Origin of the sequence: Pseudomonas lurida (assembly GCF_002563895.1) — a bacterium.
Taxonomy (GTDB): Bacteria; Pseudomonadota; Gammaproteobacteria; order Pseudomonadales; family Pseudomonadaceae; genus Aquipseudomonas; species Aquipseudomonas lurida.
Map to the genome: position 1 here is coordinate 1060860 of NZ_PDJB01000001.1, position 13613 is coordinate 1074472.

The 13613-nt window shown below is 61.0% G+C and carries 16 protein-coding genes, 1 pseudogene and 1 riboswitch; of the genes and pseudogenes, 9 read left to right on the forward strand and 8 right to left on the reverse strand.

Going from position 1 to position 13613, the window contains the following annotated elements:
• Positions 1-126 precede the first annotated feature (126 nt).
• A complete protein-coding gene (locus tag ATH90_RS04780) occupies positions 127-447 on the forward strand; it encodes a hypothetical protein (RefSeq protein WP_069021785.1) in 321 nt (106 codons plus the stop codon).
• Positions 448-455: 8 nt separating this feature from the next.
• On the opposite strand, the gene ATH90_RS04785 is transcribed toward ATH90_RS04780, so the two are convergent.
• A complete protein-coding gene (locus ATH90_RS04785) occupies positions 456-689 on the reverse strand; it encodes a hypothetical protein (protein WP_034102226.1) in 234 nt (77 codons plus the stop codon).
• Positions 690-883: 194 nt separating this feature from the next.
• Between ATH90_RS04785 and ATH90_RS04790 the strand changes: the two genes are divergently transcribed.
• Positions 884-1471 carry a YajG family lipoprotein gene (locus ATH90_RS04790; protein ID WP_034102227.1) on the forward strand — a complete coding sequence of 196 codons (588 nt, stop codon included), beginning with the start codon at positions 884-886 and terminating at the stop codon, positions 1469-1471.
• A 56-nt stretch (positions 1472-1527) separates the two neighbouring features.
• Here ATH90_RS04790 and ATH90_RS04795 read toward each other — a convergent pair whose 3' ends face one another.
• The gene (locus ATH90_RS04795) at positions 1528-1737 is read right to left on the reverse strand and encodes a hypothetical protein (protein WP_034102228.1); all 210 of its coding nucleotides are present in this window, start codon (positions 1735-1737) and stop codon (positions 1528-1530) included.
• A gap of 183 nt (positions 1738-1920) precedes the next feature.
• Between ATH90_RS04795 and ATH90_RS04800 the strand changes: the two genes are divergently transcribed.
• A complete protein-coding gene (locus ATH90_RS04800) occupies positions 1921-2178 on the forward strand; it encodes a hypothetical protein (RefSeq protein ID WP_034102229.1) in 258 nt (85 codons plus the stop codon).
• Between the two features lie 129 nt (positions 2179-2307).
• Here ATH90_RS04800 and ATH90_RS04805 read toward each other — a convergent pair whose 3' ends face one another.
• Complete coding sequence (locus tag ATH90_RS04805; RefSeq protein WP_177431151.1) at positions 2308-3471, reverse strand: 1-acyl-sn-glycerol-3-phosphate acyltransferase; 1164 nt, start codon at positions 3469-3471, stop codon at positions 2308-2310.
• Between the two features lie 132 nt (positions 3472-3603).
• Here ATH90_RS04805 and ATH90_RS04810 point away from each other — a divergent pair, with 132 nt between their 5' ends.
• The 3 genes from ATH90_RS04810 to ATH90_RS04820 are packed head-to-tail and all read left to right on the forward strand — an operon-like array spanning position 3604 to position 4716.
• A complete protein-coding gene (locus tag ATH90_RS04810) occupies positions 3604-3786 on the forward strand; it encodes a CPXCG motif-containing cysteine-rich protein (RefSeq protein WP_034102231.1) in 183 nt (60 codons plus the stop codon).
• Positions 3787-3798: 12 nt separating this feature from the next.
• Positions 3799-4059 (forward strand): putative signal transducing protein, encoded by a 261-nt coding sequence (locus ATH90_RS04815; protein ID WP_034102232.1) that lies wholly within the window; start codon positions 3799-3801, stop codon positions 4057-4059.
• Positions 4060-4095: 36 nt separating this feature from the next.
• On the forward strand, positions 4096-4716 hold the full coding sequence (locus ATH90_RS04820; RefSeq protein ID WP_034102233.1) for an SOS response-associated peptidase: 621 nt from the start codon (positions 4096-4098) through the stop codon (positions 4714-4716).
• 112 nt (positions 4717-4828) lie between these two features.
• On the opposite strand, the gene ATH90_RS29850 is transcribed toward ATH90_RS04820, so the two are convergent.
• Complete coding sequence (locus ATH90_RS29850) at positions 4829-5671, reverse strand: methyl-accepting chemotaxis protein (RefSeq protein ID WP_420884284.1); 843 nt, start codon at positions 5669-5671, stop codon at positions 4829-4831.
• Between the two features lie 15 nt (positions 5672-5686).
• Positions 5687-6967: pseudogene (locus tag ATH90_RS29855) on the reverse strand (methyl-accepting chemotaxis protein); the annotation flags it as partial.
• 246 nt (positions 6968-7213) lie between these two features.
• Between ATH90_RS29855 and ATH90_RS04830 the strand changes: the two are divergent.
• Positions 7214-8032 carry a M48 family metallopeptidase gene (locus ATH90_RS04830; protein ID WP_034102488.1) on the forward strand — a complete coding sequence of 273 codons (819 nt, stop codon included), beginning with the start codon at positions 7214-7216 and terminating at the stop codon, positions 8030-8032.
• Positions 8033-8175: 143 nt separating this feature from the next.
• On the opposite strand, the gene ATH90_RS04835 is transcribed toward ATH90_RS04830, so the two are convergent.
• The 3 genes from ATH90_RS04835 to ATH90_RS04845 form a co-directional block, all read right to left on the reverse strand.
• Positions 8176-8760, reverse strand: coding sequence for a TMEM165/GDT1 family protein (locus ATH90_RS04835; protein WP_004372026.1), 585 nt, complete (start codon positions 8758-8760; stop codon positions 8176-8178).
• Positions 8761-8848: 88 nt separating this feature from the next.
• Positions 8849-8970, reverse strand: a riboswitch (yybP-ykoY riboswitch).
• A 50-nt stretch (positions 8971-9020) separates the two neighbouring features.
• Positions 9021-10019, reverse strand: coding sequence for a class I SAM-dependent methyltransferase (locus ATH90_RS04840; RefSeq protein ID WP_069021791.1), 999 nt, complete (start codon positions 10017-10019; stop codon positions 9021-9023).
• 30 nt (positions 10020-10049) lie between these two features.
• On the reverse strand, positions 10050-11015 hold the full coding sequence (locus ATH90_RS04845) for a 2-hydroxyacid dehydrogenase (protein ID WP_098465795.1): 966 nt from the start codon (positions 11013-11015) through the stop codon (positions 10050-10052).
• A gap of 85 nt (positions 11016-11100) precedes the next feature.
• Here ATH90_RS04845 and ATH90_RS04850 point away from each other — a divergent pair, with 85 nt between their 5' ends.
• Positions 11101-11733, forward strand: coding sequence for a LysE family translocator (locus ATH90_RS04850; protein WP_010213066.1), 633 nt, complete (start codon positions 11101-11103; stop codon positions 11731-11733).
• Between the two features lie 132 nt (positions 11734-11865).
• Positions 11866-13548, forward strand: a complete 1683-nt coding sequence (locus ATH90_RS04855) for a fatty acid--CoA ligase (RefSeq protein ID WP_034102238.1) — start codon at positions 11866-11868, stop codon at positions 13546-13548.
• Positions 13549-13613: the final 65 nt, after the last annotated feature.

A 13613-nucleotide genomic window follows, 5' to 3' on the forward strand; every position in this document is an offset into this window, starting at 1 on the left:
GCTCGGTCCTGTGTGGTTGGGCTGTTCCAGACGCTGATGGTGCTTGTACAAACGCCAAACTATTCATTTGCTCGCCACACTCTTGTGAAGTTGTGAAAACCCGTTTTTTCACGCTCTTTTGAAGACGTGAACCTCAAAAAAGGGCTGCCCCAGCCTGGCACCTGGCCCGGATACCTTGCCGACACGCGGCAAAACGGGCAAAAACTCAAGTGGCCGAGCGCAATGGCAGCTCTGGCAGATTCGGTAAAGGTGGGTGGTTTGCACGGAAAACAGCAAGCGCGCCAGCTTCACTCGATCTGTGTGGGCGGCTCTCTGTGGGCGATTCTTGGGGTTAATGCCGAGGCATTAACGATGCTGCGAGGCCCGATCAGGAGACGTCCTTATAATCGGGGGGAGATTGTAGCGAAGAACGCTATGGAAATGGGCGTGTTTTATGACTTTTATTAGGTGTTCGGTCAGGCGGCCAACGGCTGGTGCCGGGGCGACCGCGCTGGACGTGGGCTGACGCGCGCGCGGGCCGGCAGCGGGTGGTGCATCCAGCTCAGGCGGATTTCATCGATTTCCACCCAGCCGTCGCCTACGGGAGGCTGGCTGCACTCCTTGAAGGCCTGGCAGCGCCCCTGCGCATCCAGCAGGGCGAACTGGCGAAGGGTGGGTTTGCGCGTGAACAGCGACCAGAGAAAATGCATGGCGGTTGACCTCCTGAGATTGGGGCCAAGCTTGCCTGTCGGGCATGACGGGGCTGTGTATCGGTCGTGACATATCAGTGACAGCGAACCGCTCCGGGCCACGCAGGTCTCAGGTTGTAACTGGCGCTAGTTCCCGGCGCCGGCGCACCGCTATACTGCCCGCCTGTCGGTACCCGATTTCTGGAGAGAAGAGCATGTTGCAACGCCTGTTGTTCGGTTTGATCACTGTGACCAGTTTGACCCTGGTTGGCTGCGCCAACAGCCCGCAACAACTGACCCCGGAACCGAAGATCACCACGCAGCTGGCCCCAGTGGGCCACGGCCAGGCGGTGTCGGTGCGTGTGGTCGATGGCCGCCCATCGCCGACACTCGGCTCGCGCGGTGGCCTGTACCCGGAAACCGCGCTGGTGTCGGTGAACGCCCAGGACGTGCTGCCCAAGCTGCAGGCCCAGGCCGAAGCTGCCGTGCGCCTGCTGGGTTTCACCCCGAGCCCCAACGCGCCGGGCGCTCCGCAGTTGACTATCACCCTGGCCGAATTGAAGTATCAGTCGCCTAAAGACGGCCTGTACGTGACTGAAGCTTCCATTGGCGCAACCTTCAAGTCTGACGTCACCGCCGGCACTCGTCGCTATAGCGGTCGCTACGGCGCGTCCCTGAACCAGCGCTTCGGTATGTCGCCGAATCAGGAAACCAACACCAAGCTGGTCAGCGACGTCCTGAGCGACGCCTTGACCCGCCTGTTCAAGGACCCAAGCATCGGTTCATTGCTCAGCTCGCAATAATCGATCCTTCAAAAACCGGGCGCCTTGAGGCGCCCGGTTTTTTTTCGCCTCCAGTTTCACGCGGCGGTGTCGATACAGAAGTCCAGCATGCTCACCCCCGTCAGCAGATCGGTCTCCGGCAAGTCCGCATGCTGGTGCCCACCAAGGGCGCAATACACCAGCCAGTGGCGGTCCTGGACGTTGAAGGCCAGGCTGCCGATCAGCGCCTCCTGCTCATCGCTTTGGGTGATCAGGTACAGCCGATCCTGGTTCTGGGCGTGCAACATGACAAGCTCCTAAAGCGTCGAAGGGCAACAGAGTGGCCTGTTAAGGTGACGTTCAGGTGACGTTGTAAATTACTGGATACATTAGCCGTCAATGGGGGAGGGAGCATTTCAGGCGCCGGAGGCCGCTATCGTTCAGGTTTGTATCTGAACTGATACCAAGACACTGTTCTACTGAGGTTTGCGATGGCGCTGCCCGCACTATTGATCAATGCTGTGGCTTTATTGGTGGCCTGCCCCGGGGCGGCGCTGCTGTTCATCACTCGCCTGCGCGAACAGCGCGCGATGGCCGACCTGACCGCGCAAAGCGAAGAGCGCGCGATCGACCAACCGATGTTGTTTCTGGATGTGCGCACTGAACGGGCGCATCGCCTGGCTTACCGCATCGGGTTCGCCTGCCTGGGGCTGGCACTCACGATTTCCTGGCTGAGCACCCGCCTCTAAAAATACCGCGAAACAGCTATGGGAGCTGGGCTTGTGTGGGAGCTGGCTTGCCTGCGAATAGCATCACCTCGGTGTGACTGACACACCTAGGTGCCTGCATCGCGGGCAAGCCCAGCTCCCACACGTTGTTTACAGCGCGATTCCAGCCTTGACCCGATACTGATTGCGCACCGGCGTTGCATATTGCAGCACCAGGTATGGCCGGTGTTCGGCCGGGCATTCGTTCAGGCGGCGCTCCCATTCAGCCTTGGCCTTGGCCAATTCATCCGCCGGGAACACTTCGGCGGCCGTCGGCACCTGCAATTGCGGGTCGGCGTCGCTCCATTGCTGATACGCCAGGTAGTGCACCGGGAACAACCGGTAACCGCCCAGAATCTGCCGGTCCATTTCCACCGCCAGCAACTTGGTGTCTTCGAAACGCTCGGTGATCGGCGGTGCGAAATTGATGTGGACCCGGCCCTTGTAGCCTGTAATGCCAAGGGCGATGCTCACGTCGTCTTCGCCCGGCGCCTTGGTGTAGGTGCCGGTGGTGGCGCGGATGTACAACTCGCGAGCCTTGGCGGTGTCGCACGGGTCGTACTCGTAGCTGATCGACACCGGCGTCAGGTTCAGCGACTGGATCACCTCGGCGAACGGCTCGTCCTTGCGGCTGACGTGGAACATCTTGAGGATCGCCGACTCGGTGCGATCGTCCCCATCCTTGGCGCGCCCTTCGGCCTGTGCGATCCAGATGGATTGGCAATCGTTGCGGATCGAATGGTTGATGTAGGCCGACAACAGGTTGTAGGCCGCCATTTTCTCCTTTCGTCCGGTGATCGAGCGGTGCACGATGAAGCTCTTGTTCAGGCGCATCAGGTCGCTGACAAACGGCTTTTGCAGCAGGTTGTCGCCAATGGCGATGCGTGGCGTCGGCAGCCCGGCGTGGTAGACGGCATAGTTGACGAACGCCGGGTCCATCACGATATCGCGGTGGTTGGCCAGGAACAGGTAGGCGGTGCCGGACTTGAGTTGCTCGACGCCGGTGTAGGTCACGCCGTCGGTCGCGCGGTCAATGGTGTGGTCGACGTAGTACTCGACTTTGTCCTGCAGCGTGGCCACGGTAGTGACGCCGGCAAACTCACGGCGCAGTTTGCGGGCGATCATCGGCTTGAGCAGCCAGCCCAGGGCGCCGGCAAAGCGCGGGAAGCGGAAGTGGGTCAGGATGTCCAGAAAGGCCTTGTCACGGAACAGACGTGCCAGCACTGCCGGGACTTCGCTGTCGTTGTAAGGTCGGATGGTATCGAATTCGCCCATCATGCTCTCTTGTTAGAAACGGCTAGGGTAAGTATAGGAAATACCAGGGTACGGACCGAGTAATGGGCTCGGCCGGAAATAGCCCTGTAAATAGACCGGCGATTATACGCACAAGTCACCTTGGAGGCTGCGATGCTGGAAACCGCGACGTACGATTGTCCTTATTGTGGTGAAGAGGTCGAGACAACCGTGGATTTGTCCGGTGGTGATCAGACCTATATAGAAGACTGCCAAGTGTGTTGCCGACCGATCATTTTCCATCTGCAGGTTCATGGTGAAGAATGGATGCTGGAAACCCGTAGCGAAAATGAATGACGGGGGTGCCCCATGCAGCGAATCTACGAACCGGAAAACCTGATGGAAGGCGAGCTGCTGCAACAGATGCTCGCCAGCGAGGGCATCGAGGCGCACCTGGTTGGCCGCCATTTGCTCGGTGGCACCGGCGAACTGCCGATCTTTGGCCTGTTGGGCCTTGAGGTAGACAATGACCGCGCCGTGGATGCGCGCGAGCTGATTACCGCCTACATGGGCGCGCAACCCTTGCCCGGTGACGAACCTGACAGCTACCCCGACGTGCTGGTCTGTTAGGCTGTCGTTCGGTTTACCCAAGAGTCGTGTTGCCCCATGTGTGGACGTTATGCCCTGTTTCGCTGGACCCCTGCTTTTGCTGCTTTGCCAGGCTTCCCCGCCGACCAGCAGGCCCAGTGGAACATCTCCCCGAATGATTCGGTGCTGATCCAGCGCCTGAGCGACGGCCAGCGCACCCTGGCGCGCGCGCGCTGGGGGCTGACGCCGCCGTGGCTGACAGACCTTTCTCGCACACCCGCGCATGCCCGCGCGGAAACCCTGGCCGAGCAACCAATGTTTCGCGAAGCATTCCGGCAGCGCCGTTGCCTGCTGCCGGCCAATGGGTTCTACGAATGGCGCGGCACCCAACGCAAACGCCCGTACTGGCTGACGCCGGGGGAGGGCTCCACGTTGTTTTTTGCCGCGATCTGGGAAGCGTACCCCGTGCAGGAACAGGTGTGGCTGAGCACGGCGGTGGTGACCCAGGCTGCGCAGGCTCAGCGCCGGCCGCTGATTCTGGATGCCGCGGGGCAGGAAGCCTGGCTTGATCCCGAGACGCCGTTGCACGTGTTGCAAGGGCTATTGGCCGGTGAACCCACCGCATTGCGCGAGCGGGTGTTGGCCAACATGGTCAATGATCCGAAGCTCAATGGGCCGGAGTGCCTGACCCCGGCGTGACGCTGGGCGCTACGCGGTGTATGTGCGGGCCTCATCGCAGGCAAGCCAGCTCCCACATTGGACTGTATTCACACGTCCAAGTGTGGGGGCAAGCTTGCCTGCGATGGCGGTCTTACACCTTGAACTGATTGATCAGCCGGCGCTGCTGCTCCGCCAACTTGGTCAAATCCGCACTGGCCGCGCTGGACTCATCCGCGCCGCCCGCCACCTCGTTGGCCACCTGGCCGATATTGATCACGTTGCGATTGATGTCCTCGGCTACCGCGCTCTGCTCCTCGGCCGCGCTGGCGATCTGGGTGTTCATGTCGTTGATCACCGACACCGCCTGGGTGATTGTCTCCAACGCTTCAGCCGCCTGGGCGGCGTGCTGCACGCTTTCATCGGTGCGGTTCTGGCTGTCTTCCATTACCCGCACCACATCCCGCGTGCCTTGCTGCAGTTGCTGGATCATGGCCTGGATTTCTTCGGTGGCCTTCTGGGTCTTCTGCGCCAGATTGCGCACTTCGTCGGCCACTACCGCGAAGCCACGGCCTTGTTCGCCGGCACGCGCCGCCTCAATGGCCGCGTTGAGGGCCAAGAGGTTGGTCTGTTCCGCGATCCCGCGAATCGCCGTGAGGATGGCGTTGATGTTCTCGCTGTCCTTGGCCAGGGTTTGCACCACGCCGACCGCCTTGCCAATTTCCTCCGCGAGCGCACCGATGGAGAGGGAAGTATCGCGCACAATGCGCATGCCTTGGCTCGCGGCCTGGTCGGCATGGCTGGCGGCTTGTGCGGCTTGGGTGGCGTTGCGTGCAACGTCTTGCGCAGTGGCGGTCATCTCATGCACAGCGGTGGCCACTTGATCGATCTCCACCATTTGCTTATGCACCCCCTGGTTGGTGCGGATCGCAATATCAGCCGTGTGCTCCGATGAGTCGCTGACCTTCTGCACTGAACTCACCACCTGAGTGATCATGCCTTGCAGCTTGATCAGGAAGGTATTGAAGCCCGTGGCGATCGCGCCCAGCTCATCGGCGCGATCACTGGTCAGGCGCCGTGTCAGGTCGCCTTCGCCCTGCGCGATGTCATTGAGCATGGCCACCATTTGCTTGAGCGGGCGGGCGATACCGTGGCCGACCAGCCAGATCACCAGCAGGCCGATACCGGCGATCACCAGGCCGGCGACGGTCATGCCCAGGATGTCGGTCTTGCGCTGGGCTTCCAGGTCGCTTTGCAGTTTCTGCAAGTCGGCCATCACTGCGCTCAGGGGCAGTTGCACCATCAGGGTCCAGCGTGCGTCGGTCTGGCCGATATTGAACGGCAGGAACAACTCGATATGCCCGTGTTCCTTGTCGATGTCGTAGCGCACTTCACCGACTTTCAGCTGGTTCAGGTTGGTCAATTCGTTGCTGTCGAGCAGGTCGCCGGCTTTTTCGCCGAGTTTGCTCGCGTCCTTGGTGTAGGCCACCAAGCGGCCGTTGCTGGAGATCAGCGCCAGCTCGCCGGCGCCGTTGTAGAGTTTCTGGTCGGCGCTGGTGAGCATGTCCTGAATGAAATTCACCGACAGGTCGGCACCGACGATCCCCTCAAATGTGCCGTCGATCATGATCGGCTCGATAAACGAAGCCAGCATCACCATTGCATTGCCGACCTTGTAGGGAGCCGGGTCGATGGCGCAGGCTTTCTTGCTTTCCTTGGAACACAGGTAGTACTCACTGGCGCGTACACCGGTGGACAGGATGTTCTGGTCGTTGACGTCAGCGAGTTTATCCAGGCCCAGGCTGCCATCCGCGTTGCGGTACCACCACGGCAGGAAACGTCCGTCGGCGCCTATGCCGACAATAGGGCTGTTCACGTAGGCCGCGTCGTTGTGATCGATGGCGTTGGGCTCCCAGCCAATGTAGGCGCCGAGGATCTTCGGGTTGCGTACCACGGTTTCGTGCAGCAGGTTGATCAGTTGTTCGCGGCCGACTTGCAGGGCCGGATCGCCCTTGGCGTCTTTCATGCCGAGCAGGGCGTTGGCGGTGGCCAGGCCCTTGGCGGTCACCAGTGGCGCTTCCAATTCACGCTGGATCAAGGTGGCCTGGGTGTGCGCCAGGGTGGTGAGGCGTTGCTCGATAATCTGTTCGAACTGCACCTGGGTGCGCGTTTGCACCATCTCTTGGGTCCGCGCGCCGGCAAACAACGCGTAGAGCACCAGCACCGCGACCACACTCAGGACAATGGCCCCGGCCAAGGCCGCGACAGAAAACTGAATCGACTTGAATTTCATGAAAGCTCCGGGCACAGGGGGGGACGGTCCGCCTTTTTGTATCGGCCACGGGCGTGCTGGGCATGAGGGGGCGCCCTGCAAAATTGTTCGGGGTGTCGCGAATGGAATGCCCGCCGCCGTTACGGGTATTGGTGGGATGTATCTGAAAATCGGTGGTTACACGTCTGGTGTATCTGGCGCAGATACAAATGTACGCCTACGATACGCGCCATGTTTTCAGGGAGCAGGCGCATGAATATGAAAGGTATGAAGAAGTCGTTGGTCGTCAGCGGGTTGGTTGCAGCGATGCTGCTGGCCGGGTGTCAGTCGGTCAACACCACCAGCGGCGGCGCCGTCGGGGTTGAGCGCAAGCAGTACATGTTCAGCATGCTGTCGAGCCAGGAAGTCGACCAGATGTACGCCCAGTCCTACCAACAGACCCTGGGTGAAGCCAGTGGCAAGGGCCTGGTCGACAAAACCAGCGCCAACGCCAAGCGTGTGCAGGCCATCGCTAACCGCTTGATCGCACAGGCGCCTACCTTCCGCGCCGATGCCGCGCAGTGGAAGTGGGAAGTGAACCTGATCAAGAGCGACGAAATGAACGCCAACTGCGGGCCTGGCGGCAAGATCTTCGTGTACAGCGCATTGATCGACAACCTCAAGCTCACCGATGATGAACTGGCTGCCGTGATGGGCCATGAAATTGCCCACGCCTTGCGTGAACACGGTCGTGAAGCCATGTCCAAGGCCTACGGGATCGAGATGGCCAAGCAGGGGGCTGGTGCATTGTTCGGCCTCGGCCAGGACAGCCTGGCATTGGCCGATACCGTGGCGAACTACGGCATGACCTTGCCCAACAGCCGCAGCAATGAAAACGAAGCTGACCTGATCGGTCTGGAACTGTCGGCCCGTGCGGGTTACAACCCGAATGCCGCCATCACGCTGTGGAACAAGATGGCCAAGGCTTCGGAAGGCGCGCCGCCGGAGTTCATGAGCACTCACCCGGCGTCCGACAGCCGGATCGCCTCGTTGCAGGCGGCGATTCCGAAGGTGATGCCGTTGTACCAGCAGGCCAAGAAATCTTGATATTCCAGGGCCGGTGAACATCCAACTGTGGGAGCGGGCTTGCTCGTCAAAGCGTCAGGTCAGTCAATATACCTGTTGTCTGACACGCCGCCTTCGCGAGCAAGCCTGCTCCCACATTGGATCGGGTTTACCGTCTTGAACCCTTAGATCCAACCGCTGCTTTGCATGGCTTTGTACACGGCGACGATAGCCAGGATGAAGAACGCTGTTGCCGCCAGTCGACGAATCAAGGTCAACGGTAGTTTTTCCGCCGCAAAATTCCCCGCCAATACCACCGGCACGTTGGCAATCAGCATGCCCAAGGTCGTCCCGATAATCACCAGCCACAGTTCTGGGTACTGCGCCGCCAACATCACCGTGGCGATCTGTGTCTTGTCACCGATTTCCGCCAGGAAGAACGCGATCAGCGTGGTCAGGAACGGCCCGAATTTGCGCGTGGTGCTGGCTTCGTCATCGTCGAGTTTATCCGGCACCAAGGTCCACAACGCCGTGGCGCAGAAGCTCGCCGCCAGGATCCAGTGCAACACCGCATCCGAGAAGAAGCTCCCGAACCAAGCCCCGACTGCACCGGCAGCCGCGTGGTTGGCCAGGGTCGCGGCAACGATGCCGGCGATGATCGGCCAGGGTTTGCGAAAGCGGGCAGCAAGAATGAGCGCGAGCAGTTGGGTCTTGTCGCCGATTTCGGCCAAGGCAACGATTGCGGTAGGAACGAGCAGTGAATCCAGCATCAGGTAGGTTTCCAGGGGCGGGTCGACACGGCTATGACACGTACAGCCTTCCCGCCCCGGGTAAGGTGTGCGTGTCATAGGTCTTGTCAAACCCCGGTCCGTCTGTGCGGACTCCTGGGTCGCATACGCCATGGTCTGCTGACCAAGTATGTTGACGTATGCCGGACGAGCGTGGCGCTCGTGGGAGACTACTCCCCTAGGACGGAGCGGATTCTGCCTAGGCAAAACCCATTCGGCAAGCCTTCTTTTTCAAACGCCCGTCAGCCACGCTTGGCGCGGTAGATGCGAAAACCATTGCCTTCTGCCTTCACCGCGCACACGCCCAGATGCTCTTCGATCAGCGGTTGATACTTCAGGAAGCTGTTGGCAACCAAGCGAAGTTCGCCGCCTTTTGCCAGATGTTTGGCTGCTTTTCGCAGCAGATTCTCAGTGGCGAAATAGTCGGTATGCACCCCGACGTGGAACGGCGGGTTGCTCAGAATCGCGTTCAAACCCATCGGTGCGGCGTCGATGCCATCACCGGTCAACACCTCGGCCTCAAGGCCGTTTGCGGTCAGGGTCAGGCGGCTGCTGGCGGCGGCAAAGGCGTCCACATCCAGCATCGTCACGGCGTTGTGCGGGTAGCGACGTTTTACCGCAGCCCCCAGTACGCCGGCGCCGCAACCGAAATCCAGCAGATGACCGCTCGGCAGCTTGTCCAGGTGCGCCAGCAGCAACTCCGTGCCGCGGTCCAGGCGACCGTGGCTGAACACGCCCGGCAGGCTCACCACCTTCAGCGGACCTTCGGCCAGTGGCACCTCGAAGACCTGTGCCAGGCTCTCCAGCTCGATCGCTTGCGGTGCGTTGGCCACGGTAACCTGCCACAACTGGCAATGCCGTGCATTGTCGAGCTTGCGCGGTTTGCCGAAGGGGATCATCTGCTTGGCGGCGCTTTCGATACCGGCTTTTTTCTCGCCGACCAGAAACAGTTCGGCGCCGGGCAAGCGTGCAGCCACGGCGTTGAGCAGGTAATCGGTAAGGTCCTTGGACTTGGGCAGGAAGATCACGGCTGCATCAAACGCACGCTCAGGTACGTTCACGCCGAAGTGGCTGCGCTCGGCGAAGCGTGCATCAAGCGCCGCCTGGTCGCCAGCATGCCAGCTCCAGCCGTGTGCGTTGGGCAGGCGGCCGAGCAAGTCGTCGGCAGGCAAGCCCACCAACAGCAGGTTGCCTTGAAAAAGTTCGGCCTGACGAAGCAGTACTTCACTGCGCGGATCCATGGTCTGCTCCTTGAAAAGGGGCGCAGTTTATCAACTCACAACGCGCAGCGGGGTGCCGCTGAAAAAGCCCCGGGCGTTTTCCGCCAATTGGCCGACGATGCGCTGGCGCGCCTCACGGCTGCCCCAGGCATTGTGCGGCGTAACGATCAGGCGAGGGATATCGCCGGCCAACAACGGGTTGCCGTTGACTGGCGGTTCCACGCTCAGCACATCGGTCGCCGCACCACCCAGGTGGCCGTTGCGCAACGCATCGGCCAGCGCTTGCTCGTTGATCAACCCACCGCGTGCGGTGTTGACCACCAACGCGCCGGGCTTGAGCAGCGCCAGTTCGCGGGCGCCGATTAAGTCACGGGTATGTTCGTTGAGCGGGCAGTGCAAGGTGAGCGCGTCGACCTGCGTCAGCAGTTCATCCAGCGGCACGCGGTCGGCACGCGCCGGGCGGCCCGGAATCGCGCCAAGCAGCACGCGCATGCCGAAGGCTTCGGCCAGGCGTGCCACGGCGCCACCCAACTCGCCATGACCGAGCAGGCCGAGGGTCTTGCCTTCCAGCTCGATGATAGGGTGGTCCAACAGGCAGAACTGCTTGGCCTCCTGCCACTTGCCGGCGCTCACGTCCCGTTGGTAGTCCTTCAAGCGCGTCGCCAGGTTGAGCAGCAGCATGATCGTGTGCTGCGCCACCGATGGCGTGCCGTAGCCCTGGCAGTTGCTCACGGTGATGCCATGGGCGCGAGCGGCTTCAAGGTCAACGTTGTTGGTGCCGGTAGCCGACACCAGGATCAGCTTGAGTTCCGGGCAGGCCGCCAAGGTTTCACTGTTCAGGGCGATCTTGTTGCTGATCACCACTTGGGCGCCCTGCAGGCGTTCAACCAGGTTCTGCGGCGTGGTGTCCGAAAACAGCTGCAACTCGCTGAAACTGTTGCGCAAGTCGCTGAGGTCAAGGTCCCCCAGGTCCAGGGACGGGTGATCAAGGAAGACGGCGCGGCGATTGTTCGTCATCAACTGTACCTTTTGCGACAGGGTTCGAAGGCGTAATCTTCCGAGCCTATCAGATGAAATAATCAGTTACTTAATTGGAGTGAGCATGTACGCCGCCGAGTTCTTGACCGTAGCCCTGATTCACTTATTGGCGGTGGCCAGCCCAGGCCCGGATTTCGCGGTGGTGGTGCGTGAAAGTGTTACCCACGGCCGCCGCGCCGGGACCTGGACCGCGCTGGGCGTGGGGTCGGCGATTTTCCTGCACGTGGGGTATTCGTTGCTGGGAATCGGCTTGATCGTGTCCCAGTCCATCGTGCTGTTCAACGCGCTCAAGTGGGCGGCGGCGGCCTACCTGTTGTACATCGGCTTCAAGGCTCTGCGCGCGCAGCCGGCCAAGCCTGCCGCCGAGGGCGAGTTGCACCGCGAAGCTGGCGAGCGCACTCCGCGCGGCGCGTTTACCGCCGGTTTCGTGACCAACGGCTTGAACCCCAAGGCCACGCTGTTTTTCCTGTCGCTGTTCACCGTGGTGATCAACCCGCACACGCCGCTGGCAATCCAGGCCGGTTACGGCGTGTACCTGGCGGTGGCGACAGCGCTGTGGTTCTGCCTGGTGGCCATGCTGTTCAGCCAGCAACGGGTGCGAGCCGGGTTTGCGCGGATGGGGCATTGGTTTGATCGGACCATGGGCGCCGTGCTGATTGCCATCGGGGTAAAGCTGGCCTTCACCAGCATGAAATGAGCCGAATGCTGGCGCAAAGCTAGCATTCATTGGGGTCTGCAAATCATTCCTTTGGCTGATTTGGCTGAAACATAAGGTCTCTACAGTGCAGATCTTCAAGCCAAGACTGTGCAGTCATAAAAAGGGATTCGTATGTTGCAGACCCGTGTTATCCCGCCCGCCGAAGGTGCGTACCAATACCCGCTGTTGATCAAACGCCTATTGATGTCCGGCGCCCGTTACGAGAAAACCCGGGAGATCATCTACCGCGACAAGCTGCGCTATACCTACCCGACCCTGATCGAGCGCGTCGCGCGGCTGGCCAACGTGTTGACCGAAGCGGGCGTCAAGGCCGGTGATACGGTGGCGGTGATGGACTGGGACAGTCACCGTTACCTGGAATGCATGTTTGCCATTCCGATGATTGGCGCTGTGATCCACACCATCAATGTGCGCCTGTCGCCGGAACAGATCCTGTACACCATGAACCATGCCGAGGACCGCTTCGTGCTGGTCAACAGTGAGTTCGTGGGCCTCTACCAGGCCATCGCCGGCCAGCTCACCACCGTCGACAAGACCCTGCTGCTCACCGATGGTGACTCCACGACCGCCGAGCTGCCCAACCTGGTAGGCGAATATGAAACCCTGCTGGCCGCCGCCAGCCCGAAGTACGACTTCCAGGACTTCGACGAACACTCCGTTGCCACCACGTTCTACACCACCGGCACGACCGGTAACCCCAAGGGCGTGTACTTCACCCATCGCCAGCTGGTGCTGCACACCATCGGCGTGGCGACCATCATGGGCAGCGTCGACAGCGTGCGGCTGCTCGGCACCAACGATGTGTACATGCCGATCACGCCGATGTTCCACGTACACGCCTGGGGCCTGCCGTATGTGGCGACCATGCTGGGCCTCAAGCAGGTGTATCCCGGTCGCTACGACCCGGAATACCTGGTGGAGCTGTGGCGCAAGGAAAAGGTCACGTTCTCCCACTGCGTACCGACCATCCTGCAAATGCTGCTCAACGCCAAGGCTGCCCAGGGCGTGGATTTTGGTGGTTGGAAAATCGTCATCGGCGGCAGTGCACTCAACCGTTCTCTGTATGAAGCGTCCAAGGCGCGTGGCATTCAGTTGACCGCCGCCTACGGCATGTCCGAGACCGGGCCGCTGGTGTCCTGCGCCCACCTCAACGAAGAACTGATGGCCGGCACCGAGGATGAACGCACCACTTACCGCATCAAGGCTGGCGTGCCCGGGCCATTGGTGGAAGCGGCGATCATCGACGCTGACGGTAACTTCCTGCCCGCCGACGGCGAGTCTCAGGGAGAGCTGGTGCTGCGCGCACCGTGGCTCAGCGAAGGCTATTTCAACGAGCCGCAAAAGGGCGCCGAGCTGTGGGCTGGCGGCTGGATGCACACCGGCGATGTGGCCACGCTGGATGCCTTCGGCGTGATCGATATCCGCGACCGCATCAAGGATGTGATCAAGACTGGCGGCGAGTGGATCTCTTCCCTGGCCCTCGAAGACCTGGTCAGCCGTCACCCGGCGGTACGCGAAGTAGCGGTGGTGGGCATCGCCGACCCGCAGTGGGGCGAGCGTCCGTTTGCCTTGCTGGTGGTGCGTGATGGCCATGTGATAGGGGCCCGCGAGCTGAAGGAACACCTCAAGCCGTTCGTGGAATTGGGCCACTTGAGCAAGTGGGCGATTCCAAGCCAGATCGCCGTTGTTACGGAAATTCCCAAGACCAGCGTAGGAAAACTCGACAAAAAACGTATCCGTATCGACATCATTGAATGGCAAGCCAACAACAGCACGTTCCTGTCCACCCTCTGAGCTGATTTGCCGTGCCGTTGTGGCACGGCACTGCTCTATATCGCGCCTTCACTTGTGATTTGCCG